Annotated in this window: 21 protein-coding genes, 2 tRNA genes, 3 rRNA genes and 1 pseudogene; 6 read left to right on the top strand and 21 right to left on the bottom strand. The window is 38.8% G+C overall.

What is annotated here, in order from left to right; translation table 11 throughout:
• Window positions 1–48 precede the first annotated feature (48 nt).
• Window positions 49–1671, bottom strand: coding sequence for a chaperonin GroEL (gene groL / locus CJ229_RS04380; RefSeq protein WP_070458187.1), 1623 nt, complete (start codon window positions 1669–1671; stop codon window positions 49–51).
• Window positions 1672–1683: 12 nt separating this feature from the next.
• Window positions 1684–1977, bottom strand: a complete 294-nt coding sequence (locus CJ229_RS04385; protein ID WP_102167695.1) for a co-chaperone GroES — start codon at window positions 1975–1977, stop codon at window positions 1684–1686.
• Window positions 1978–2146: 169 nt separating this feature from the next.
• Between CJ229_RS04385 and CJ229_RS04390 the strand changes: the two genes are divergently transcribed.
• Entirely contained in the window at window positions 2147–2911 is a 765-nt protein-coding gene (locus CJ229_RS04390; protein ID WP_102167696.1) for a CPBP family intramembrane glutamic endopeptidase, read from the top strand.
• A 31-nt stretch (window positions 2912–2942) separates the two neighbouring features.
• Here the strand turns inward: CJ229_RS04390 and CJ229_RS04395 are convergent, their stop codons facing one another.
• From CJ229_RS04395 to CJ229_RS04410, 4 genes are all read right to left on the bottom strand, one after another.
• Window positions 2943–3314 (bottom strand): thiol-disulfide oxidoreductase DCC family protein, encoded by a 372-nt coding sequence (locus CJ229_RS04395; RefSeq protein ID WP_102167697.1) that lies wholly within the window; start codon window positions 3312–3314, stop codon window positions 2943–2945.
• Window positions 3315–3344: 30 nt separating this feature from the next.
• Entirely contained in the window at window positions 3345–4475 is a 1131-nt protein-coding gene (locus tag CJ229_RS04400; protein ID WP_102167698.1) for a globin domain-containing protein, read from the bottom strand.
• 82 nt (window positions 4476–4557) lie between these two features.
• Window positions 4558–5379: a TPM domain-containing protein gene (locus tag CJ229_RS04405; RefSeq protein ID WP_180953417.1), complete on the bottom strand. Its 822-nt coding sequence runs from the start codon at window positions 5377–5379 to the stop codon at window positions 4558–4560.
• Entirely contained in the window at window positions 5379–5975 is a 597-nt protein-coding gene (locus CJ229_RS04410) for a LemA family protein (RefSeq protein ID WP_102167699.1), read from the bottom strand. The genes CJ229_RS04405 and CJ229_RS04410 overlap by 1 nt, the downstream gene beginning before the upstream one ends.
• A gap of 132 nt (window positions 5976–6107) precedes the next feature.
• On the opposite strand from CJ229_RS04410, the gene CJ229_RS04415 reads away from it, so the two are divergent.
• The gene (locus CJ229_RS04415) at window positions 6108–7808 is read left to right on the top strand and encodes a M3 family oligoendopeptidase (protein ID WP_102167700.1); all 1701 of its coding nucleotides are present in this window, start codon (window positions 6108–6110) and stop codon (window positions 7806–7808) included.
• A 27-nt stretch (window positions 7809–7835) separates the two neighbouring features.
• On the opposite strand, the gene CJ229_RS04420 is transcribed toward CJ229_RS04415, so the two are convergent.
• From CJ229_RS04420 to CJ229_RS04445, 6 genes are all read right to left on the bottom strand, one after another.
• Complete coding sequence (locus tag CJ229_RS04420) at window positions 7836–8483, bottom strand: LPXTG cell wall anchor domain-containing protein (RefSeq protein WP_102167701.1); 648 nt, start codon at window positions 8481–8483, stop codon at window positions 7836–7838.
• A 113-nt stretch (window positions 8484–8596) separates the two neighbouring features.
• A complete protein-coding gene (locus tag CJ229_RS04425; protein WP_102167702.1) occupies window positions 8597–9397 on the bottom strand; it encodes a MurR/RpiR family transcriptional regulator in 801 nt (266 codons plus the stop codon).
• Between the two features lie 19 nt (window positions 9398–9416).
• A complete protein-coding gene (locus tag CJ229_RS04430; RefSeq protein ID WP_070622212.1) occupies window positions 9417–10901 on the bottom strand; it encodes a sucrose-6-phosphate hydrolase in 1485 nt (494 codons plus the stop codon).
• Between the two features lies 1 nt (window position 10902).
• The gene (gene tatC / locus CJ229_RS04435; RefSeq protein ID WP_068130356.1) at window positions 10903–11661 is read right to left on the bottom strand and encodes a twin-arginine translocase subunit TatC; all 759 of its coding nucleotides are present in this window, start codon (window positions 11659–11661) and stop codon (window positions 10903–10905) included.
• Window positions 11662–11708: 47 nt separating this feature from the next.
• A complete protein-coding gene (gene tatA, locus CJ229_RS04440) occupies window positions 11709–11957 on the bottom strand; it encodes a twin-arginine translocase TatA/TatE family subunit (protein WP_068130359.1) in 249 nt (82 codons plus the stop codon).
• An 11-nt stretch (window positions 11958–11968) separates the two neighbouring features.
• Window positions 11969–12604, bottom strand: a complete 636-nt coding sequence (locus CJ229_RS04445; RefSeq protein ID WP_070622214.1) for a redox-sensing transcriptional repressor Rex — start codon at window positions 12602–12604, stop codon at window positions 11969–11971.
• Between the two features lie 121 nt (window positions 12605–12725).
• On the opposite strand from CJ229_RS04445, the gene CJ229_RS04450 reads away from it, so the two are divergent.
• From CJ229_RS04450 to CJ229_RS04460, 3 genes and pseudogenes are all read left to right on the top strand, one after another.
• On the top strand, window positions 12726–14639 hold the full coding sequence (locus tag CJ229_RS04450; RefSeq protein WP_102167703.1) for an ABC-F family ATP-binding cassette domain-containing protein: 1914 nt from the start codon (window positions 12726–12728) through the stop codon (window positions 14637–14639).
• A 163-nt stretch (window positions 14640–14802) separates the two neighbouring features.
• Window positions 14803–15345: a helix-turn-helix domain-containing protein gene (locus tag CJ229_RS04455; RefSeq protein ID WP_317846594.1), complete on the top strand. Its 543-nt coding sequence runs from the start codon at window positions 14803–14805 to the stop codon at window positions 15343–15345.
• Window positions 15315–16217 (top strand): annotated as a pseudogene (locus tag CJ229_RS04460) (IS3 family transposase); the annotation flags it as partial. The gene CJ229_RS04455 and the pseudogene CJ229_RS04460, both read left to right, overlap by 31 nt.
• 47 nt (window positions 16218–16264) lie before the next feature.
• Here CJ229_RS04460 and tsaD read toward each other — a convergent pair.
• The 9 genes from tsaD to CJ229_RS04505 form a co-directional block, all read right to left on the bottom strand.
• Window positions 16265–17284 (bottom strand): tRNA (adenosine(37)-N6)-threonylcarbamoyltransferase complex transferase subunit TsaD, encoded by a 1020-nt coding sequence (tsaD, locus tag CJ229_RS04465; protein ID WP_068130370.1) that lies wholly within the window; start codon window positions 17282–17284, stop codon window positions 16265–16267.
• The gene (gene rimI, locus CJ229_RS04470; protein WP_257993718.1) at window positions 17268–17732 is read right to left on the bottom strand and encodes a ribosomal protein S18-alanine N-acetyltransferase; all 465 of its coding nucleotides are present in this window, start codon (window positions 17730–17732) and stop codon (window positions 17268–17270) included. Before rimI ends, tsaD begins: the two co-directional genes overlap by 17 nt.
• Window positions 17711–18352 (bottom strand): tRNA (adenosine(37)-N6)-threonylcarbamoyltransferase complex dimerization subunit type 1 TsaB, encoded by a 642-nt coding sequence (gene tsaB / locus CJ229_RS04475; RefSeq protein ID WP_070458252.1) that lies wholly within the window; start codon window positions 18350–18352, stop codon window positions 17711–17713. The genes rimI and tsaB overlap by 22 nt, the downstream gene beginning before the upstream one ends.
• Complete coding sequence (tsaE, locus tag CJ229_RS04480) at window positions 18353–18802, bottom strand: tRNA (adenosine(37)-N6)-threonylcarbamoyltransferase complex ATPase subunit type 1 TsaE (protein WP_070458254.1); 450 nt, start codon at window positions 18800–18802, stop codon at window positions 18353–18355.
• Window positions 18803–18864: 62 nt separating this feature from the next.
• Window positions 18865–18978: ribosomal RNA gene (rrf, locus tag CJ229_RS04485) — 5S ribosomal RNA — on the bottom strand.
• A 52-nt stretch (window positions 18979–19030) separates the two neighbouring features.
• Window positions 19031–21901 (bottom strand): 23S ribosomal RNA (locus CJ229_RS04490).
• A gap of 194 nt (window positions 21902–22095) precedes the next feature.
• Window positions 22096–23656: ribosomal RNA gene (locus CJ229_RS04495) — 16S ribosomal RNA — on the bottom strand.
• The 16S, 23S and 5S rRNA genes sit together here with 2 tRNA genes alongside, the layout of an rRNA operon.
• 134 nt (window positions 23657–23790) lie before the next feature.
• Window positions 23791–23864: transfer RNA gene (locus CJ229_RS04500), tRNA-Gly, on the bottom strand.
• 156 nt (window positions 23865–24020) lie between these two features.
• Window positions 24021–24105: transfer RNA gene (locus tag CJ229_RS04505), tRNA-Leu, on the bottom strand.
• 235 nt (window positions 24106–24340) lie between these two features.
• Between CJ229_RS04505 and CJ229_RS04510 the strand changes: the two genes are divergently transcribed.
• A complete protein-coding gene (locus CJ229_RS04510) occupies window positions 24341–25876 on the top strand; it encodes a catalase (RefSeq protein WP_102167606.1) in 1536 nt (511 codons plus the stop codon).
• Window positions 25877–25893 lie beyond the last annotated feature (17 nt).

The following is a 25893-nucleotide window of genomic DNA, read 5'->3' on the forward strand; positions in this document are numbered from 1 at the left end:
TATAAAATTAAAAAACCTATCATCAAAAAAGATGATAGGTCAAATGGATTACATCATTCCTGGCATGCCGCCCATGCCCATGTCTCCGATGTTGTCTTCTTCTGGTATATCAGCAACGACCGCTTCTGTTGTTAAGAACATTGATGCGATTGATCCTGCGTTTTGGAGTGCTGAACGTGTCACTTTTTTAGGGTCGACGATTCCCGCTTCAATCATATTCACCCATTCGTCCGTTTCTGCGTTATAGCCAACGCCACCTGTTTGTTCTTTTAGTTTCGTTACAATGACTGAACCTTCAAGTCCTGCGTTTTCTGCGATTTGTCTTACTGGTGCTTCGAGTGCTTTTAGTACGATGTTTATACCTGTTTTTTCATCGCCTTCTGCGTCTAGTGATGCGACTTTGTCATACACCTCAATCAGTGCAGTTCCACCGCCTGATACAATTCCTTCTTCCACCGCAGCGCGTGTTGAGTTTAACGCGTCTTCAATACGAAGTTTACGTTCTTTCATTTCAGTTTCTGTTGCCGCACCGACTTTAATGACCGCAACGCCTCCTGAAAGTTTTGCTAAGCGTTCTTGAAGTTTTTCTCTATCAAAACTTGAATCTGTGTCTTCAAGTTGTGCTTTAATTTGAGAGACGCGACCTTTAATTGTTGTTTCGTCTCCGCTTCCTTCTACAATTGTCGTGTTTTCTTTATCGACATGTACTTTTGAAGCTGTACCGAGCATATCTAAGCTAGCGTCTTTTAACTCGAGTCCTAAGTCTTCAGTGATGACTTGGCCACCTGTTAAAATTGCGATATCTTCGAGCATTGCTTTACGACGGTCACCAAATCCTGGTGCTTTTACAGTGATTGCCGTAAATGTACCACGTAATTTATTTAGCACGAGGTTCGCAAGTGCATCCCCTTCAACGTCATCTGCAATAATTAAAATTGGACGTCCTTGTTGAACGATTTGTTCTAAAATAGGTAGTAAATCGTTTTGGAAGTTCGTGATTTTTTTATCTGTAATGAGGATATATGGATTATCGAGTTCTGCGATCATCTTTTCAGAGTCTGTCACCATATATGGAGATGAATAACCTCTATCAAACTGCATCCCTTCAACGACTTCTAACTCCGTGTTTAACCCACGAGATTCTTCGATTGTAATGACACCATCATTACCGACTTTTTCCATCGCTTCAGAGATAAATTCTCCGACTTCTTTATCGTTTGCTGAAATCGCACCGACTTGAGCGATCGATTCCTTATCTTGTACTGGTTTTGAAATGTCTTCTAGTGCTTTTACCGCTTCTTCAACAGCTTTTGTAATACCACGGCGAATGCCAACTGGGTTTGCACCTGCTGTAACGTTTTTAAGTCCTTCCTCGATCATTGCATGAGCGAGAATTGTTGCTGTTGTTGTGCCATCTCCTGCGATGTCGTTTGTTTTAGTCGCAACTTCAGAAACGAGTTTTGCGCCCATATCTTCAAAGCGATCTTCTAACTCGATTTCTTTTGCGATTGTCACACCGTCATTGGTAATGAGAGGTGCTGTAAATTGTTTATCTAAAACGACGTTACGTCCTTTAGGTCCAAGTGTGACTCGAACTGCGTTTGCGAGTTTTTCAACTCCACGTAACATCGATTGACGTGCATCTTCAGAAAATTTAAGTTCCTTTGCCATTCATATCTCTCCTTATTCTACTACTGCTAAAATATCTTGTACTGGTACGATGATGTACTCTTTACCTTCGTAATCCACTTCTGTTCCTGTAAATGAGTTGTAAACGACTTTGTCGCCTTCTTTAACATCTATTTTTAAAATTTCTCCGTTATCTAACGTACGTCCAGGTCCTACTGCAACAACTACACCATAGACCGGTTCTTCTTTTGAAGAATCTCCAGTTAAAATAATACCAGAGGACGTCGTTTCTTCTTTTGTATATTTACTAATATCTAAAATCACTCTATTTTCTAAAGGTCGTAACATTGTTATAGCCTCCTCAATAATCGTCTTTTAGCACTCATCATTGTAATGTGCTAACTGATTTTTATAGTACATCAAAGATAGTCAAATTTCAAGTTATAGCATTTCGTTTTCATGTTTTATATTGTAAAATGGTACTATTGTTTAAAGACTTATTTTAAGGAGATTGTTTATGAATAGAACTATATATAGTTTATTTATTGTCGTGATGTTTGGGGTCATTCAAATCGCAGGTATTCCAATTCAAATTTATATCGCACTTAAAAATCCTGGTGCGAGTGTTCAGGAAATTTTAAGCTTATATATGCCCTATCAGTTTGTTATTTACATTATCGGACTTATCGTTATTTTAGTTTTAGGTAATATCCATAAAAATAAAAACATGTTTGAACTCGGTGAAAAGTCCACACCACTCATGACAATTGTTTGGGTATTCGGAGGATTAGTGTTAGCATTCGTCGCCCAATTTGTTACTGCAACAATTAATATTAAATTACTCGGAAACCCTGAAGAGAGTGCAAACACACAGCTTATTATGGAAATGATTACTGCGATGCCGTATATGGCAATCTTCGTTGCGATTATTGGCCCAATTATCGAAGAGTACGTATTTAGACGTGCGATTTTCGCAGAAATTTATGAACGACTACCGATGAACCGTGTCGTTTCGTTTTTAATCGCAGGACTGATTTCTGGATTAATATTTGCGGTCGCACACTTTGACTTTACACATATTCTCGTTTATTTAGGAATGAGTTATGTATTTAGTTTTGTATATGTGATGACAAATCGTCTACTCGTTCCAATTCTCGTTCATATGTTAATGAACGGAACGGTTGTCGCTGCACAGGTATTCTTTAAAGATGCGATAGAAAATCTCGAACAATTACAGTCTAACATTATATTAATCGGCAAAGTAATCATGTCGATCATCTAAAAAAAAGACTCAAGCAACGCTTGAGTCGTTTTCATTTTAAGTACATTTGATAAAATTTTACAGATTTTACTGTGCATTTTTTATTGTATTTATGTCGGTTTTTTGCGACATAATCATATAAAGAATTTCTTAATTTTCTTGGAATTAGTTTTGTCACGAGTAACGGTTTAAAGTAATCATTCGCATCCACTAAATAATGAAGAACTGCGTCTGATTTTTCATATACTTTATGTTTTGAAATATATGACACGTGATTTGAATTCACTTGAAACGTTAAATCTTTTATCCACTGACTGTTAAAATCTGTCACATATAGGTCATTATTTTTATTCATCTTAACTGCGAAATTCACAAATCGATTACATAACTGACATTCACCATCATAAACTAGTACTTTTTTCATATACACTCTACACTTTTCTTTTATAATAATCTATAATGCTAAGCTCATTCTTGGTCCAAACGCTTCGTAATGAATTTTGCTCATATCATATTTATTGGATCCACAAGCATTAATCATTGCCTGGTTAAATCCTAATGACCCTGATATATAAATTGAATAATCATCGTAACCTTTAATGTCACTCTCATTTAAATAACCTTCGTCTTTAGTATATCTAATCGTAACATTCACTTTATCTTCTAATGATTCTAGTTCCTCTTTAAATGGCAATGTAGATTCATCATGAGTCGAAATGATTAGATCAATGTTTTTATTATTTTCTACCGCACTTTCGACCATAGACATAATCGGTGTTAAACCAACTCCTCCGGCAATGAATAATAAGTTTTCATCAGAATCATTTAATAAGAAGTCTCCGGCTGGTGCTGAAAGTTCAATGACATCTCCACTATTTAACTCATCAAATAAGTAATGAGAAACGACGCCCGCATCATCATTTTGACCTTCCCGTTTAACAGCAAATTGTAAACCATTTTCTGTATGAGTAGAACAAATCGAATAGTGTCTTAACGCTTCATACGGATAATCGATTGGCTTTACTTTGACTGTAATGTACTGTCCTGGAAGAATCTCTGGTAATTTCTCATTGTTATCTACTGTAAACCTAACGATATCTTCCGTTAGATACTCTTTATTTTTTACAGTGAATGGTTTAAACCCGTCCCATGCAGCCTCATCATACATTTTTTCTTCTACTTCAATAAATATTTGAGCAATTTGATTATAATACTTAGCCCATGCATTAATAATATCATCAGTTGCCGCGTCACCAAGTACTTCTTTAATACCTATGAGTAAATATTTACCAACGATAGGATAATGTTCTTTTTTTACATTTAATGCACGGTGCTTATGACCAATCCCTATGACTGCAGGTACAATTGCTTCTAAATCATCGATGTGCTCAGCAGCTGCAAGCACTGTATTAGCAAGTGCCTTGGGTTGATCACCAAACTTTTGATTTGTCTGGTTAAACATATTTAATAATTCATCATGTTCTTGGAACATACGTTTATAAAATGTGCTTGTAATTTCACTACCATACGCTTTTAGTAATGGAACTGTTGCTTTAATGAGTTCTTTTTCTTTATTCGTTAACATAACAATCACTCCTAATGTAATTCTAACATCTATACATGACAATAAAAGTAAAGAACCTTGACAATGTCATGTCAAGGTTCTTTTAGAATCCGCGACCGGCACCTCCACCGCCGCCGCTTCCTCCTCCGAAGCCACCAAATCCACCGCTACCACCGGAGAATCCTCCTCCATTTCCACTTTGTGGGAAGAATATTGGAGTGCCACTACGTCGGTACGACGGCTGGCGTCTTCCTCTTGGTGGTCCGCCACCACCATTGTTACTTATAATGTATAGCAATAACACAATAATAAACACAATGACAAATGTACGGAATAAGAAATCGTAAAACGAATCGTCATTCGATGTCTTTTCAGGCTGCTCATTCGTAAATTCACCTGTAGTTTCATCGTAGCCATATGCTTCTAGACTTTCTTCATAGAGTTTTGTGTATAAGTTTTTAAGCGCTGTATTATAGTCGCCTTTTTTAGCCGCTTCAAGTGCATAATCATCGATAATTTTACCAATTTTTGCATCGTTTAAATACCCTTCAATTTCGTATCCAACTTGGACATCGATTCCTCGGTTATTAAATTCATTGTCGTTGTCGTTATTAAATAGTATAACGATACCGTTATCTCTTTCTTTTTTACCTACACCATATTCTCTTAATGCACGTAGTGCAAAGTCTTGACGATGCTCTTGCCCTGTTGAGTCCATCGTCATCAGTAACATTTCTACTCCGGTACCTTTTTCTAAATGGGACCCTAGTTCATTTAACTCAGAAATTGTCGACTCATCTAATACGTGCGCATTATCTTGAACAAAATAATGCGACGTATCGAGTTTCGGCATTTCAACGCGTGCTGCCGTTGCGATTGGTGTTGTTAATATAATGATGAGAAGAAGTGGAATGATCCGCTTCATTACTCATCACCAGAGTTATCCTCTTGGTTCGTGTTAAAATCTACACCTGGCACTTCTTTTGCACCTTCACTTGCTTTAAAGTAGTCTTTCTTCTCAAAATTAAAAATCATAGCGATAATGTTCCCTGGGAACACACGTGTTTGTTTATTATATTCTTCTACTGATTTGTTATAATCTTGACGTGCAACTGCGATTCTGTTTTCAGCGCCCGCAAGCTCATCACGTAATCCTGTAAATTGTTCGTTCGCTTTTAAGTCAGGATAATTTTCAGCAACAGCTAATAAACGAGATAAAGCACTAGTCATTTGATCGTTTGCTTCGCTTAACTCATTTACTCCGTTTGCACCTGCTAAACGTGCACGTGCATCCGCAACATCTTGAAACACTTCTTTTTCGTGTGAGGCATAGCCCTTAACTGTTTCAACTAAGTTCGGAATTAAATCTCCACGACGCTGTAGTTGCGTTTCGATTTGTGATTCTTTTTCATTGACTTGTTCATCTAACTGAACAAACTTGTTATATTTTGGCATTATAAGGATTGCCAATACAATGATAATCCCGAGTACAATACCGATTGGTGCTAATAATTTTTTCATTGGAAAACTCCTTTTTTAAATATAAATTCATTATACTAAAGAAATATTATATACGACTACTTTTAAAGTCATGAACATTTCCAATATAATATAGTAATATAATAGTACCCCACATCAAGGAGTGAGAAACTTATGGTAACAAAATTTAAAGATTTTGAGTACAAACGACCAGATTTTGATTTATTTAGAGAACAGGTCGATGGACTCTTAAGCGCATTTGAGAAAGCAGAAACAGTAGAAGATGCAGAAGTCGTTATCGATCAGTACAATGAGAAAATTAAACACATCCATTCGATGATTACGATCGCAACTGTTCGTGCATCTATCGACACGAATGATGAGTTTTATCTTGGTGAGCGTGATTTTTACGATAACAACTTGCCGGTTCTGTCTTCTGTAACAAACGATTATTATAAAGCGCTGGCAAATAGTCCGTTTCGTGACGAATTAGAAGAAAAATACGGTAAACAGTTATTTGCGTTAATCGACAATGAAATTAAAGGTTTTGACCCTAAAGTTAAAGATTTAATGACTGAAATTAACGTGTTAACATCGAAATATTCGATTTTACTTTCATCTGCTGAAATTGAATACGATGGAAAGAAGCTGGCACTCACAGAATTTTCTCCGTATATGATTAACGATGACCGTGAAGTGAGAAAGTCTGCGATGTATGCTAAACAAAATTTCATGAAAGAACATCTCGATGAAATCGATGATATTTATGATCAACTCGTCAAAAAACGTCATGAAATGGCTGTTGAGCTTGGATTTAACAACTACACAGAACTCGGATATGTTCATATGAACCGTATCGATTATAACCGTGAGATGGTAGAAAATTATCGTAAACAAGTGCGTGATTACGTCGTTCCTTACGTGACTGAATTAAGAAAGCGACAAAAAGAACGTATCGGTGTATCAGACTTAAAATATTACGACCTTGCTTATGAGTTTAAATCTGGAAACCCAACACCTAAAGGTGGCACTAAAGCAATTATGGAAAATGGTGCAAAAATGTATAGAGAATTATCTAAAGAAACGGATGAGTTCTATACATTTATGACAGAACGAGAATTATTCGATGTCGAGGCTAAAAAAGGAAAAGAAGGCGGAGGATATTGTACATTCATAGAAGATTATGAAGCGCCGTTTATCTTCTCAAACTTTAACGGGACTCAAGGTGATATCGAAGTGCTTACTCACGAAGCAGGACACGCATTCCAAATGTACTCTTCACGTCACTTCTCAGTTCCAGAATACATTATGCCAACATATGAAGCATGTGAGATTCACTCGATGAGTATGGAGTTCTTTACGTATCCATGGATGGAATTATTCTTTAAAGAAGATACAGATAAATTTAAATTCTCTCATCTTTCAGGTGCGTTAGAATTTTTACCGTACGGTGTAGCGATCGATGAATTCCAACACGTCGTATATGATAATCCTGAATTAACACCTGAAGAACGCCGCGCAGAATGGAAGAAAATTGAAGCGGTATACTTACCAGATAGAGACTATGAAGACATCCCTGCATATGTAGATGGTGCTTTTTGGCATGGTCAAGGTCACTTATTTGCGTCTCCATTTTATTATATTGACTACACGCTCGCACAAGTGTGTGCACTGCAGTTCTTTAAACGTGTAATGGATGACTTTGTAGCCGCATTTGGCGACTATTTAACGCTATGTAAACTCGGTGGTTCACTACCATTTGGTGAATTAGTAAAAGTTGCCAACTTAAAATCTCCGTTTGAGGACGGAACGTTAGAAGAAGTCGTAGATTTCGTAAAAGATTATTTAAATGATATCGACGATAAAAGTCTATAGAAAAATGCCACATCAAAGATGTGGCATTTATTTTTTGATTTTTATTTTATTAGTTTTTCTTACTAATAGCATGAGTCCAGCACTTAATAAAATAATTTCTATTACGTATAGTAATTCAATGTTCTCATTAACACCTGTATCTGGTAACTCTTTTGCACCATGTGGTGTTTTCTTCTTTTCAGAATCCTTTGATGATTTAGATGTCGACTTTTTATTAGACTCTTTATCTGACGTAACAGCTGTGTCAGTATTTGAGTTATCCGTTACGAGTGTATCATCTGAAACAATTGGGTTGTTATTTCCAGGTTTTTCTTCTACACCAATCGCGTCGAGTACGTTATCATCCGCTTCTTTAACCTGTTCATCAATTGTGTCGATGATATCATTATTATTCGGCGGATTTTTAGTGTCTTCATTATCAGTTTCACCTGGTTCATTTGTTTCTGGTGTTTCTGGCTCTTGTGGTTTCTCAGTTTCGTTTGAATTATCAGAGTCAGTAGATTCATCAGGGGCTTCTGATGGGTTATCCGCATAATTCGTTTGATTTTGTTTTGTTTCTTCTTGAGTTGCTGAGTTTTCAGTATCTGAAGCATTCGTTTCTTCATCTGCAGAAGAAACAGGTGCAATTAATAACATAATCAGTACCGAAAATAACAATAATTCTTTTAGTTTCATAAGCCTGCCCCCTCGTATTCGTTATCTTTAGTATAGATAAATATAGGTAGTTTTTCTATCGACAACACTATTTGTCACATAACTTTAATGCTTATGAAACAATCTATAAATACTTATGAAAGAATGTTATGTTTTTTATATTTAGCGAGATATATTAATATAATATCGAGTATCATATATAACCCAATTCGACTCGTCATCATTAAGTTCGTATTCGTCACTTCTTCAGAGAAAAATACCGTATAATCTGATAAGCGCTCGACTCGATATGAATTACCATCTGTAATCGATACTGTTTCTACTGATCGTTCATTCGCAAGCCTCAACGCTTTCATAATTTCCGGATTGTCATTCGTACTAATCGTAATCATACAATCTTTTGACGTAAATTTTGATAAACGACCTCGTAACGTCGTTAAATCGTTTACGACAAACACCGGTATATCTAATTCGATTAATTTACTCTGAAAGTCTAAACTTACTGGAAGACATTCTCCTGCACCAAATAGTAACACACGTTCTTTTTTAGCAATTACCTTTGTAACGTCACTTAGAATCTTTCTATCAACTAGTGTGTCATTACTATGTAACACCCTTAACGTATTTTGAAATACTTTTTGGAAAATTGTCGACTCATTATCTGATACTATTTGCACATTACTCGATAAAGGATTTTCATTAATAGAATGAAGTTCTTTCGCGAGTTCGACTTTTAATGATTTAATACCTGATAAGCCAAGTCTTTTACTAAATCGAATCACCGCAGCGTCACTCGTTTGACTCTCTTTAGATATTTCTTGAACTGTCATATGAGTCACGTCTTCTGGGTGTTCTAATATAAAATCTGCAATTTTTAACTCAACTGGTGTGAAATGTTCATACCTTCTACGGATAAGTTCTAATACTGAAAACATGAGTGCTACCTCCAGTTGTTTAAATCTTCTTGCGCTGACTAATGACAGGGTCTTCTTTGAATCCTTTTAATGTGTAATGCGTCATTTCGACGTAACAATCACCATCTTCTGCCATCACTTCCACACCGATAGATTCTTCACGCGGGAAAATTCTCGCCGTCATCGTATGCTCTCCGTCATTTATAAAAATCTCAATGGATGAGCGGTCCATAAATATTTGTAGTCGTTCGAGTGGTCTTGTTAACTCTATACTTCTAGTTGTCCCGTCTACTCCTGAAATTAGTGCGCCGCTAAATGTACGATCAAGCGTTATCTTTTGTTCCTCACTGTTATAAGATACAATCGTTTCTTCACGATTACTCTTTCTCAGTAAAAAGAATAACTCACGTGCATTATTTTCTTTGATATCGATATTTAACTCATAACTGTCCCCATAAAAATCTGTGAGTGGTTTACGATGTTCGTTAAAGTATCCAATTGCTTTTAATTCGTTTCTTCTTAACTCTTTTAAATGTGGATGCGGAGTTTGAATGAGTCTGTCTCCATTCACCGTTAACACTCGAGGAATTGTCAGTGCGTTTTTATAGCCTTCAATCTCCGTAGGATACTTACTCTCTTCAGCTGACATCCAAGCGATTAAAACACGTCGTCCTTCAGAATCCAATGTCGTCACTGGTCGATAAAAATCAAATCCACCATCAAATTCTCTATAATCATCGTGATTAACAAATAACGAGCCGTATTCAAAGTCATTAATGACGTATCCTGACTGATAAATATTCCAAAAATGATGTTTAAACTTATCGAGCCCTCTCGGGTTAAACATTAACACTTCGGCATCATCTAACGTAAATAGCTCCGGTGATTCCCAGAAATATCCAAACATATCGTAACCTGTATTGACTTCACCTAAAAACTTTAAATCTTCGAGTGATTTACCACGGTACATGATGATTCGCCCAAACTCTTCGTCGTTCATTGTTCCGATCATCATATTGATTTCACCGTCGTGTGTAAATACGTATGGATTCCTAAAATATTGTTTGTAACCAGGTTCAACTTCCCTTAAAATCGGTGCGGGATATTTTTTGATTTTAAAATCTGTATCGATAACACCTGCACGTTGATATGTATGAACTCCGTCTGATTTTTGCTGTTCACCAGTAAAAAATAGCGTCAGTTCATTGTTGATTAAAGTTAAATTCCCGCCGTATAGATTGTCTTTATCATATAAGTCATCTGGACGTAATTTAATTCCTTCGTTATTAAAATGAATTAAGTCTTCACTCGTCACGTGATATAAATACGTTGCACTTTCTTCGTTAGTTGCAGGTTCCCATTCATAAAAGATATGGTACAGACCATTAATGTAGAAGAATCCACAAGGTGCACCGAGTATTCCCATCACAGGTTGAACGTGATAATTTAAACGCCATTTACTCATCATCGATGACTCAATAGCTGTTTCGATTTGTTCTGAGTTGTAGTCTTCGATTCGTTTCATCCTACTCGTCCCCCTTTAACGTTTCTTTTAACGCCTGTTCTTCTGCTTTTAAATAACGTCTATACCCTACTTTAGATACAGTGATACTAATTTCGTATAATAAAATCATTGGTAACGTTAGTAAAAAATGCGTCATAACGTCTGGTGGCGCAATGATTGCTGCCAAGACAAATAAGATGAAGTACGCATATTTTCTATTCTTCTTTAAAAACATTGGCGTAATAATGCCAAGCTGTGTCATAAATAAGACGAGAATTGGCATTTGAAATATTATACCAAAAGGAAGTACCGTGCGTACTAAAAAGCCAAAGTAATCATTAATACCAATCGTCGTCACAATCCCCATTTCAACTGATAAACTAAACGTAAATTTCACGATATACGGTACGACGATAAAATAAGAAAACACCATTCCTATAATCATAAGAATGAATGCAATCGGTATGTATATAAGTGTTACTTGTCGCTCTTTTTCATATAGACCTGGACTAACAAACGCCCAAAACTGATATAAAATTACTGGGAGCACTAGTATAAACGCGATAATAACGATCATCGTTAAGTAAATTCTTAACGGATCTGTCACGTTAAACGCATGCATTTCAGTCATTTCTAACCACGGTGCATTTTGTAAATAATGAACAAGTGGTTTTGCAAAATAAAATCCAATCAGTAACGCTGCGACAAAGAAATACGTGACAAATAAAACGCGCTTACGTAACTCTTGAACGTGCTCGATTATTTCTTTCTTTTCCTGCATAAAGCCACCTCACGGAAAAAAAGGTGGCGTTCGCCACCTTTAATCAACTATCTTTGAATTGTTTCGTCTTCTTGTTTCGTTTGAATTTTAACGACTTCTTCTTTTTTCTCTTCAGGTTTTTCGTCTTCTCCTAAACCGTTAAAGCCTTCTTTAAATTCTTTAACTGTAGTTCCGACTGAACGACCAAGTTGTGGTAACTTCGTAGGTCCGAAGATTAAAAGTGCAACTGCAGCGATGATAATTAAACTTACCGGTGCTACAGCGCCGATTGTCATAGGAAATAATAATACGCTCATCTTTTCCCCTCCTAATTGTTATGCTTCATATAGAATAATAACGCCTGCATTTCAACGCTTAAATCTATATTATGTACAGTAACTTCGTTTGAAACTGCAAGTTTTTCTGGTGTGAAGTTTAATATCCCTTTAATCCCAAGGGCCTCAAGTTTGGAAGATAGATCAACTCCGACTTGACCAGGAACTGTTAGAATCGCCACTTCTGCTTGAATATCTTGAACAACGGATTCTAACTCGCAAATATCTTTTACTTCAACCCCATTTATTGTTTGTCCAATAATATGTTGATCTATATCAAAGGCTACCGCTATTTTTATTTTATCATGAATTTTTGTAAAATTATAGTTTAGTAGCGCACTTCCGAGATTACCAACACCAATTAGTATAACGTTCTTCATCCCTGTGCCTTGGACTTGTTCTGAAAAAAACTTAACGAGTGCATGGACATTATATCCATACCCTTTTCTGCCAAGCTCTCCAAAATAAGAAAAATCACGTCGAATCGTTGCTGAGTCTATATCAAGTGCTTCGCTAATCTCTCTAGAAGACACTCTATCAATTCCGTTGTCTTCACTTTGTTTGAAATACTTGAAGTATAAAGGCAATCGATCTAATGTTGCGTTCGGTATTTTCTGCTTCTTTAACAAAAGACTCACCTCAAATATTTTGTCATTTAATTATACCATATAAGTCAATGACTTTAAGGTTTTTATCGTATTTCTCATACATAACATGGTACACTACACTTACTGAGAAAGAGGGATTTTTATGATTATCATGAGCTTGCAAAACGTTGAAAAAAATTACGGTTTAACAGAAATTTTAAAAAATATAAATTTAGAAGTTAAATCGAGAGAAACAATTGGTATTGTCGGTGGAAATGGTGCGGGGAAAACAACTCTCATGAAGATTATGGCAGATGAATTATCGTATGATGGCGGTAATATCTCGACACCAAAAGATATTTCTATTGGCTATTTAACACAAGAAATGTCACTCGAATCCGACAAAACTGTACGTGAAGAAATGAATCTAGCATTTAGTCACGTATTAAAAGTAAAAGATGAAATCGATATCGTCACAGAGTGGCTAACAAATCATGAGTATACACACGTAGACTATAACGACCAAGTGAAACGTTTAGAGTATCTTCAAAACTTTTTTGAAGCTCATAATGGCTACACAATCGACGTTGAAATTAAAACGGTCATTACTGGACTAAACTTTAGCTTAGAAGACTTAGACCGACCGATAAATGAATTTTCTGGTGGTCAAAAAACGAGATTACAACTCGGTAAAATGCTTCTTTACCGCCCGGACATTTTATTACTCGATGAGCCTACGAACCACCTTGACCTAGAAACTGTCGAATGGCTAGAAAACTATTTAAATCGCTATACTGGATCTGTCGTCGTTATATCCCACGACCGATTTTTCTTAGACCGTATCGTCGATAAAATTTATGAAATAGAATTCCAACAAGGAAAATTATATCACGGTAATTACACGAATTATCAAAAACAAAAAGAAGAAGATTATAATCGTGAGCTTGGACTATATAGGAGACAACAAGATGAAATCAAGCGACTTGAAATGTTCGTCGAGAAAAACATCGCACGTGCATCGACGAGTGGTATGGCAAAAAGTAGACGTAAAATGCTCGAACAAATGGACCGAATCGATTCTCCAACGCGCGATACAAGGCAAGCACAGTTTCATTTCACCATTGAAAAGGAAAGCGGAAATGACGTACTACGTGTGAAAGAACTTGCGATTGGATATGACGAGGTTATCAATAACGACTTAAACTTCTTCGTTGAAAAAGAGGATCGTTTACTCGTTTTAGGACCAAATGGTATCGGTAAATCTACTCTCATTAAAACAATCGCAAAATTACTTCCTCCTATCAGTGGTGACATCCAGTACGGTACAAACGTATCGATTGGTTACTATGATCAAAAACAAGCAGAGTTCTATTCTGAAAACACGATACTTGAAGAGTTGTGGAAAGAGTATCCTCATTTTCAAGAACAAGATATTCGTAAAATACTCGGACAATTTTTATTCACACAAGATGACGTACTTAAGCATGTCTATCAGTTAAGTGGAGGAGAAAAAGCACGCATACAACTCGCTAAACTCATGCTACAAAAAAATAATTTGCTACTACTCGACGAGCCTACAAACCACTTAGACATTCAAAGTAAAGAGATGCTTGAATCAGCATTGATGGATTACCCAGGTACAATTATCGCCGTATCGCACGACAGGTACTTCATCAAAAAGCTAGCAAATCGCATTATGGAAATGGATACGCAAAAAACGAAAATCATAAATGGTGACTATGAATACTATCTCCATAAAAAAGAAGAGGAAGAAGCACAACGTGCATTTGTAGAGGAAACAGTGGAGAAATATACTAACGACGATTACCTAAGACAAAAAGAACTTCGTAGCCAAATACAAAAACTATCGAGAGAAAGCGACAAACTTCAACAAAGAATAGAAATAATCGAGACAGAAATTGAAAAAGTCGAATTAGAAATGACACAGCCAGAAGTATTCAACGATTTTGAGAAAACAAATGAACTGAATGAGAAGCTCGAGTCACTGAATACTGAACTCGAAGATAATCTATTAGAATGGGAAGAAATAGAGATTAAAAAATCAGAACTCGAATAATTCTCCACAACAATACACACATAATCCATAAGTTATGCACAAAGTTATCCACAACTGTGCATAACTTTTTTTATTCTGTCGTAATTTTTATTAAAAAACACATCAGATTTGAGGTGCACCCCTAAAGTTGGACACTAAAATCCAACTTTAGGGGTGTTTTTGTATGAAGTATAAAAAGCATAGCTTTGAATTTAAGGTAAAAGTAGTTAATGAATATTTAAATGAAGCAGGAGGATATAAATTTTTAGGTGAAAAGCATAATGTGGATAGATTGCTTGTTCAAACATGGGTAAAACAATACAACACATATGGCTATCAGGGCCTCACTAAATCTCTAAGTAATACTCAATATACTAGTGAATTTAAGCGAGCTGTTTTAAAATATAGAGAAGAAAATCAATTGTCTTATAGAGAAACAGCGGAACACTTTGGTATCAAGCATTTTTCAACAATCGCTAACTGGAATCGCAAGATTCAAGAAGGTGGCCCAGCTGCTCTAGAGGGCAAACAAGGGAGACCAATAAAACATATGCCTAATAAAGAAAATAACCAAAAACAAGTATCGAAGAGTGAACCACTGAATGAAACAGAACGCGAAGAGTTAGAACGTCTAAGAGAAGAACTAAGAATGAAAGAACTGGAAAATATCATTCTAAAAAAGTTAAATGCCTTACCGACAGATCCAACAGACAAAAAACGAAAGTAGCGCTTGAGGTAAGGCAAGAAACGACTTATACACTAAAAGAGATTTTAACAGTGTTGAAGCTACCGAAGTCTGTATATTACTACTGGATAAAACATATGGATGATCAGAAACAAAAAGATCGATGGCTAGTAAATAAAATTAAAGAAATTGTATCAAAACATAAAGGTAGATATGGTTACAGAAGAATCAAAGCGATACTCGAAAACAGAGAACAAATTGTGGTGAATCATAAGCGCTTGTTACGCATTATGAAAACCTATAATTTACTATGTCAAAAATTCAAAAACAAATCGAGAACACGTTACAGTTCATATAAAGGACAAGTTGGAAAAGTCGCTCCAAATAAGGTAAAGCGTAACTTTAAGCCGAAAACATTTAATCAACTATGGGTCACAGATGTCACAGAGTTTGCGTTACCTATCAAAGGCAAGAAACTATATTTATCAACGATTATGGATTGTTATAACTCTGAAGTGATTGCCTATCAATTAAGTCGTTCACCAAACCTAGCAATCGCTATAAATCCTTTAAATAAAGCACTTGAGGAACACCAACACAATCTAAACCAATTAGTTGTTCACTCGGATCAAGGATTTCATTATCAGCATAGTAGTTGGGGAAATACCATAACAGAATATGGTGCAACAATGAGTATGTCACGTAAAGGAAACTGTTTAGATAATTCACCGATGGAGAACTTCTTTGGCTTATTAAAGCAGGAAATGTTTTATGGAGAAGTATTCAAGACATATGAAGCATTAGAGATTGCAGTACATGAATATATTAGATACTATAATAAAGATAGAATTAAGCTAAAATTAAAAGGCATGTCTCCTGAAGAATTCAGGAAACATACCTTACAATCTGCATAATTCCAAAAGTCCAACTTTTGGGTAGCACATCAATTTAGTCTGATGTGTTAGTATATTACGTCTTCTATATCTATATAGTTATATCCATTTAAATTTAAATCTGCGAAATCTCCACGTTTATACTGTTCGTACGCAACGGCCCCAATCATTGCAGCATTGTCGGTACAGTATTTTAAACTCGGTATATATAATTCTACTCCGTTTTCTTTTGTTAACGTTTCGAATCGTTCTCTAAGTCCACTATTCGCTGCGACTCCACCAGCAACGATTAATGTCTTTATATTTTCTTCGTCTAAAGCGCGCATTGTTTTTGTCGTTAAGACATCTACGACGCTTTCCTGGAAGCTTTTCGCAACATTTGCTGGTTTAATTTCGATGTTTTTCTGTCTTTCATTGTGAAGTGTGTTAATTACGTTTGATTTTAAACCACTAAAGCTAAAGTTATATCCCTCATCTTGCAATGCACGTGGGAAATTGTACGTATCGATGCCTTCTTTAGATAACTTATCTATTTCTGGACCACCTGGATACGGTAATCCGATTACACGAGCGACTTTGTCATATGCCTCTCCTACCGCATCGTCTAGAGTTTCACCGATCACTTCAAACTGTAAATGGTCTTCCATTTTAACAAGCTCAGTATGCCCACCTGACACGATTAACGCAATGAGTGGGAATTTTACGTCATGCTCTAATTGATTTGCATATATATGTCCTGCGATATGGTGGACAGGAATAAGTGGTAAATCATGTGCGAACGCAAATGCTTTCGCTGCGTTTACACCGACGAGTAACGCTCCGATTAAACCTGGTCCATATGTTACTGCAACCGCATCGAGTTCTTTTGGTGTGACGTTCGCCTCGTGAAGTGCCTCTTCTATCACTCGGGTAATAGACTCAACGTGATGTCTTGATGCGACTTCTGGAACGACACCTCCAAAACGCTTGTGACTCTCTATTTGACTCACGACGATATTTGAAAGAACAGTATTCCCATTTTGTATAACACTCGCAGCAGTCTCATCGCAGCTTGTTTCTATCGCCAATATATTAATATTTTTCTCCATCTAATCTCACCCACATGACATGTGCATCTTTACCTGCACCGTAATAATCTTTTCGTATACCACCATATACAAATCCTTTAGATTCATATAATTTAATCGCATGATAATTATTAACATTTACTTCTAATGATATTTGACGGACAGTTGGTTTACAATAATCTATAATAAAATCCATCAATGTATTCGCATATCCATTTCCTCGCGACTCTGGACTGACCGCAATTGTTGTAATCTGTGCATCATCTACTACAATCCATAGTCCAATATAACCGACAATGACGTCATTCTTTTCTGCGACAAAATAATGTGCAAAATGATTGTTACACAGTTCATGGACATATGTTTCTTCTGTCCATGGTGAATCAGGAAAAGATACAACTTCTATTTTCTGAACTGCTGGAACATCATCAGAGTTCATCGGACGGATTACGATTGATTGTTTTTCCAATTTCTCTCCGCCTCAGTTAATCTTAAATAGTCTGGTACAACGTCATGTGCATCAACTTTAGTTAAAAGATCATCATCCATTCCGATAAGAGATGAAATTCTTGGTGTAGTATGGACACCGTCAACTTCAAATGACTGTGTTTCTAATGTATTATGCACAATAACAGCACCGTATTTTAACACGAGATCTGAATACTCTTTCCCTGTTCTAAGCTTTGGCTCTTCTAAAACATCGTATCCATTTTGATCAACGTCATATATCGCACTAAAACAGTTTCCACGTCTAGCATCCATCATTGGTGCAACTACACCACGATAGCTTGCTGCTAGCACGAGTAAGCTTGATACTGTATAAATCGGTATATTTATGGAAAAAGCTAACGTTTTTGCAACTGTTACTCCTATTCTTAACCCTGTATATGATCCCGGACCATTTGCTACAATAATTCGTTCTAACTCAGACTTATCTACATTCGCTAGTTTAAGTACCTCGTTAATAACTGGCATTAACGTTTCTGAATGTGTGCGTTTAACATTGATATTAATTTCAGCTAATAATACGTCATCTGAAACGGCTACAGACAACGCTCGATTTGAAGTATCTATATATAAAGACTTCACTTATAACACACCTACTAACTCCTCGTATTGTTTACCTTCTGATACAATTGTAAACTTCCTTTGATTTTCATCAATACGTTCAATATTAATTTTTAAAAATTCATTCGGCAAATATTCTTTTATAAAATTATACCACTCAATAATCGTAATATCGAAATCATTGAAGTACTCATCAAACCCTAAATCCTCATCACTCTGTTCTAATCGATAACAGTCCATATGATGTAAATAATTATCATTTAATTTATATGACTTAATGATATTAAAAGTTGGAGAAGTAATTGCACGCTTAACACCTAAAGATTTACCTAAAAATTGAGTAAATTTTGTTTTACCTGCCCCTAAATCACCACTTAAAAGAATAACAAAACCTGGTTTTATATATTTACCAATCGTTTCAGCTAGTTGTTTAGTATCATTTAAATCATTTATATAAATAGTTTTATCCATAATAACCTCATAATATATAAAAATATATAAAAAAAGGAGACCCTATAGGGTCTCCAATGAGTGCCTAGCGACGTCCTACTCTAGCACGGGTCAACCGAACTACCATCGGCGCTGGAGAGCTTAACTTCTGTGTTCGGCATGGGAACAGGTGTGGCCTCTCCGCCATCGTCACTAGACATACACTCAAAACCAAATAGAAGCATTACGTAGTTACACGCTTGAATCATATTGAATAAGTCATCGATGAATTAGTATTTGTCCGCTGAGTATGTCACCATACTTACACGCCAAACCTATCAACCAGATCGTCTCTCTGGCATCTATAGGGAAATCTCATCTTGAGGGGGGCTTCATACTTAGATGCTTTCAGTATTTATCCCGTCCATACGTAGCTACCCAGCTATGCCGTTGGCACGACAACTGGTACACCAGTGGTATGTCCATCCCGGTCCTCTCGTACTAAGGACAGCGCCTCTCAAATTTCCTACGCCCACGACGGATAGGGACCGAACTGTCTCACGACGTTCTGAACCCAGCTCGCGTACCGCTTTAATGGGCGAACAGCCCAACCCTTGGAACCGACTACAGCTCCAGGATGCGATGAGCCGACATCGAGGTGCCAAACCTCCCCGTCGATGTGAACTCTTGGGGGAGATAAGCCTGTTATCCCCGGGGTAGCTTTTATCCGTTGAGCGATGGCCCTTCCATGCGGAACCACCGGATCACTAAGTCCGTCTTTCGACCCTGCTCGACTTGTTGGTCTCACAGTCAAGCTCCCTTATACCTTTACACTCTTTGAATGATTTCCAACCATTCTGAGGGAACCTTTGAGCGCCTCCGTTACATTTTAGGAGGCGACCGCCCCAGTCAAACTGTCCACCTGACACTGTCTCCGTACCGGATCACGGTACCGGGTTAGAACCGCAAGTACACCAGGGTGGTATCCCACCAGCGTCTCCACATACACTGACGTGCATGCTTCTTAAACTCCCACCTATCCTGTACAGGTGTACTCGAGATTCAATATCAAGCTACAGTAAAGCTCCACGGGGTCTTTCCGTCCTGTCGCGGGTATCCAGCATCTTCACTGGAACTATGATTTCACCGAGCCTCTCGTTGAGACAGTGCCCAAATCGTTACGCCTTTCGTGCGGGTCAGAACTTACCTGACAAGGAATTTCGCTACCTTAGGACCGTTATAGTTACGGCCGCCGTTTACTGGGGCTTCGATTTGTACCTTCGCTTACGCTAAGCACGCCTCTTAACCTTCCAGCACCGGGCAGGCGTCAGCCCCTATACGTCACCTTTCGGTTTGGCAGAGACCTATGTTTTTGATAAACAGTCGCTTGGGCCTATTCACTGCGGCTCATTTTCATGAGCACCCCTTCTCCCGAAGTTACGGGGTCATTTTGCCGAGTTCCTTAACGAGAGTTCGCTCGCTCACCTTAGAATTCTCTTCCCAACTACCTGTGTCGGTTTGCGGTACGGGCAGTATAACACTCGCTAGCGGGTTTTCTTGGCAGTGTGAATATCGATCTTCGGGCTTCGCCCTCCGCATCATGACTTACCTTACACTCATACCGGATTTGCCTGGTATGACAGCTTGTCACTTGCACGCACTCTTCCAGTCGTGCGATTCGATTCTCCTCCTGCGTCACCACTTCACTCATTCATGTTACACCGGTACAGGAATTTCTACCTGTTGTCCATCGCCTACGCTGTTTGCCTCGGCTTAGGTCCCGACTTACCCAGAGCGGACGAGCCTTCCTCTGGAAACCTTAGTCGTTCGGTGGACGGGATTCTCACCCGTCTTGCGCTACTCACACCGGCATTCTCACTTCTATACGCTCCACTTTCCCTCTCGGTTTGGCTTCGCTGCATATAGAACGCTCTCCTACCATCCTCTCGGATCCACAGTTTCGGTAATATGTTTAGCCCCGGTACATTTTCGGCGCAGCGTCACTCGACTAGTGAGCTATTACGCACTCTTTAAATGATGGCTGCTTCTAAGCCAACATCCTAGTTGTCTGTGCAACGCCACATCCTTTTCCACTTAACATATATTTGGGGACCTTAACTGGTGGTCTGGGCTGTTTCCCTTTCGACAATGGACCTTATCACCCACTGTCTGACTCCCATACATCTCATCTATGGCATTCGGAGTTTGTCTGAACTCGGTAACCCGGGATGGGCCCCTTATCCAAACAGTGCTCTACCTCCACGATGATAATATGAGGCTATACCTAAATATATTTCGGAGAGAACCAGCTATCTCCAGGTTCGATTGGAATTTCACCCCTACCCACAACTCATCCGGTCATTTTTTAACATAAGTCGGTTCGGTCCTCCATCCAGTGTTACCTGGACTTCAACCTGGTCATGGGTAGATCACCTGGTTTCGGGTCTACACACACATACTACTCGCCCATTTCAGACTCGCTTTCGCTTCGGCTCCACATTCGCTGCTTAACCTTGCATGTATGCGTAACTCGCCGGTTCATTATACAAAAGGCACGCCATCACCCTTATAGGGCTCTGACTACTTGTAGGCACACGGTTTCAGGTTCTATTTCACTCCCCTCCCGGGGTGCTTTTCACCTTTCCCTCACGGTACTGGTTCACTATCGGTCACCAAGGAGTATTTAGCCTTAGGAGATGGTCCTCCCAGATTCCGACGGAATTCCTCGTGTTCCGCCGTACTCAGGATACTTCTAGCGTCCGCTCGCTTGTCGTGTACGGGACTGTTACCCTCTATGGTCATTCTTTCCATAATCTTCCACTAAACTTGCTTCTCGCATCTCGAAGTCCTACAACCCCAGTTTAAACTGGTTTGGGCTCTTCCCACTTCGCTCGCCGCTACTACGGGAATCGTGTTTACTTTCTCTTCCTCTGGGTACTAAGATGTTTCAGTTCCCCAGGTCTACCTCTACCATCACTACTTAATTCGTAATGGAGTGACATTAAAAATGCCGGGTTCCCCCATTCGGAAATCTTCGGATCACAGCTTACTTACAGCTCCCCAAAGCATATCGGTGTTTGTTCCGTCCTTCTTCGGCTCTTGGTGCCAAGGCATCCACCGTGCGCCCTTCACTACTTAATCGTAATGAATTTGTGAGAGAGTATCTCTACTCTATCGCGCGTGTATTTTTGAACTTTTTCGTTCTCGGTTTCTACGCTTGAAATCATATATTAATATATAATCTGTTGCTTCTATTTGGTTTTCAATGTACGTCTTTAGAGTGATTACACTCAAAACTGAATACAATATGTCAACTTTCCGTTCCATTTCCTTAGAAAGGAGGTGATCCAGCCGCACCTTCCGATACGGCTACCTTGTTACGACTTCACCCCAATCATCAGTCCCACCTTCGACGGCTCCCTCCATATGGTTAGGCCACCGGCTTCAGGTGTTACCAACTTTCGTGGTGTGACGGGCGGTGTGTACAAGACCCGGGAACGTATTCACCGTGGCATTCTGATCCACGATTACTAGCGATTCCAGCTTCATGGAGTCGAGTTGCAGACTCCAATCCGAACTGAGAACAGTTTTATGGGATTCGCTTGACCTCACGGTTTCGCTGCCCTTTGTTCCTGCCCATTGTAGCACGTGTGTAGCCCAAATCATAAGGGGCATGATGATTTGACGTCATCCCCACCTTCCTCCGGTTTGTCACCGGCAGTCACTCTAAAGTGCCCAACTCAATGATGGCAACTAAAGTTAAGGGTTGCGCTCGTTGCGGGACTTAACCCAACATCTCACGACACGAGCTGACGACAACCATGCACCACCTGTCTCTCTGTCCCAAAGGGAAAATCATGTCTCCATGACGGTCAGAGGATGTCAAGATTTGGTAAGGTTCTTCGCGTTGCTTCGAATTAAACCACATGCTCCACCGCTTGTGCGGGTCCCCGTCAATTCCTTTGAGTTTCAGCCTTGCGGCCGTACTCCCCAGGCGGAGTGCTTAATGCGTTTGCTGCAGCACTAAGGGGCGGAAACCCCCTAACACTTAGCACTCATCGTTTACGGCGTGGACTACCAGGGTATCTAATCCTGTTTGATCCCCACGCTTTCGCACATCAGCGTCAGTTACAGACCAGAGAGCCGCCTTCGCCACTGGTGTTCCTCCATATCTCTGCGCATTTCACCGCTACACATGGAATTCCACTCTCCTCTTCTGCACTCAAGCGATACAGTTTCCAATGACCTTCCCCGGTTGAGCCGAGGGCTTTCACATCAGACTTATTTCGCCGCCTACGCGCGCTTTACGCCCAATAATTCCGGATAACGCTTGCCACCTACGTATTACCGCGGCTGCTGGCACGTAGTTAGCCGTGGCTTTCTGGTTAAGTACCGTCACACAGTAAGCAGTGACTCTTACTGTCGTTCTTCCTTAACAACAGTGCTTTACGATCCGAAGACCTTCTTCGCACACGCGGCGTTGCTCCGTCAGGCTTTCGCCCATTGCGGAAGATTCCCTACTGCTGCCTCCCGTAGGAGTCTGGACCGTGTCTCAGTTCCAGTGTGGCCGATCACCCTCTCAGGTCGGCTACGCATCGTCGCCTTGGTAAGCCGTTACCTCACCAACTAGCTAATGCGCCGCAGGCCCATCCTTAAGTGATAGATAAATCCACCTTTTAACTCCTAAACTTATGTTTAAAAGTGTTATCCGGTATTAGCTACGGTTTCCCGTAGTTATCCCAGTCTTAAGGGCAGGTTGCCCACGTGTTACTCACCCGTCCGCCGCTCGACTCTTAAAGTGAACCCGAAGGTTCGGTATAAGAAGTCGCGCTCGACTTGCATGTATTAGGCACGCCGCCAGCGTTCATCCTGAGCCAGGATCAAACTCTCCATAATAGTTAGAGTTTTCTAGCTCTTTTAAATTGCGTTTTATACTAGTCGCTCTAGTTCTTGTTACCTTTAATAGTAACTTCTTTTTATCGGAATTAACGTTGACATATTGTCATTCAGTTTTCAATGTTCAAATTTAATGGAGCGGGTGAGGAGAATCGAACTCCCGACATCAGATTGGAAGTCTGAGGTTTTACCACTAAACTACACCCGCGTTTTCGTTTCAACTCTTACTATTATACAGAGTTGAAAAACTAAGTCAATAGAAAAGTTAAAGTTTTTTATTTTATTTTATCTGCGCAACTAGTTGTTAAGTTGACGCCTAATTATTATACACAATCGTTTAACTTAATGCAAACAAAAATGTATATGCGGCTGAGAGGACTTGAACCTCCACGGGATAAACTCCCACTAGGCCCTCAACCTAGCGCGTCTGCCGATTCCGCCACAACCGCTTATTAAGATAACGATATCTATTATATTCTCTTTACATTTCTCTGTCAATACGATTATTTAGATTTCTCAATACTTTTTATTTTTATCAACATCCATACTAAATATCTTCTTTTAAATAATGTATGTTTTACTTCTATATAATGAGGGAATTATTATTCTGTCGAATTTGCAAGTCAAAATTTAATGTGCTATACTTTATTTAGAATTATTCTAATTTAATTTTGGAGGTTAATTATGTCAAAACACTATAACCCTGAAGAACAAAAGTTAACGACTCTATTCGGTAACCCTGTAGGTGACCGTGAGAACACAATGACTGTTGGCCCACGTGGTCCAATCGTTATGCAAGATCCTTATTTCTTAGATATGATGGCACACTTCGACCGCGAAGTAATTCCAGAGCGTCGTATGCACGCTAAAGGATCTGGTGCTTACGGTACATTCACAGTAACAAATGATATTACTAAATATACGAAAGCAAAGATTTTCTCAGAAGTTGGTAAGAAAACAGAAATGTTCGCTCGTTTCTCAACTGTAGCTGGTGAACGCGGTGCAGCTGACGCTGAACGTGATATTCGTGGATTTGCACTTAAGTTCTACACTGAAGAAGGTAACTGGGACTTAGTTGGTAACAACACACCTGTATTCTTCTTCCGCGACCCTAAATTATTCCCAAGCTTAAACCACGTCGTTAAACGTGATCCACGTACAAACATGAATAACCCGAATTCTCAGTGGGATTTCTGGACGTCACTACCTGAAGCATTACACCAAGTGACAATTCTTATGACTGACCGTGGTATCCCGTCAGACTTCCGTCATATGCATGGATTCGGATCACACACTTATGCGATGATTAACGAAGATAACGAACGTGTATGGGTGAAATTCCACTTTAGAACACAACAAGGTATTCGTAACTACACTGCTGAAGAAGCAGTAGATGTTGTCGGTAAAGACCGTGAATCTTCACAACGTGACCTATACAACGCGATTGAAGATGGAGACTTCCCTAAATGGAAAATGTTCATCCAAATAATGACTGAAGAGCAAGCAAGAAATCATTACCACAACCCGTTCGATTTAACAAAAGTATGGTATAAAGGTGAATTCCCATTAATCGAAGTTGGTGAGTTCGAGTTAAATAAAAACCCTGACAACTACTTTGCAGAAGTAGAACAAGCAGCGTTTGCACCAACAAACATCATTCCTGGTCTTGGATTCTCACCAGACAAAATGTTACAAGGTCGTTTATTCTCATATGGAGATACTCAGCGTTACCGCTTAGGTGTAAACCATCACCAAATTCCGGTAAACTCACCAAAAGGTGCAGCTAACGTATGTCCATTCAGCCGTGACGGTGCGATGAGAGTTGACGGTAACTTAGGTTCACATATCAACTATTATCCAAATAGTTACGGTGCACACAATTCACAAAAAGATGCAAAACAACCTGAATTAAACTTAGAGCTCGGTCAAGTATATGAGTACGACTTCCGTGAAGACGACGATAACTACTACGAGCAACCAGGTAAATTATTCCGTCTTCAATCTGAAGAAGGTAAACAAACAATCTTCAAAAACACTGCAATTGAAATGGCAGGCGTTGAAGAGCACATTAAAAAACGTCACATCTTCAACTGTTACCAAGCAGACGAAGAGTACGGTAAAGGTGTCGCAGAGGCACTCGGCATTGACATCAACGATGTTGACCTAGTAAATGGAGATCACCCATTCGAAGGTAAACCAGTGCAAGTTAAAAAAGACTAAAATAAATAACTAAAGAG

The sequence above is a fragment of the Nosocomiicoccus massiliensis genome (assembly GCF_002871345.2).
Lineage (GTDB): Bacteria > Bacillota > Bacilli > Staphylococcales > Salinicoccaceae > Nosocomiicoccus > Nosocomiicoccus ampullae_A.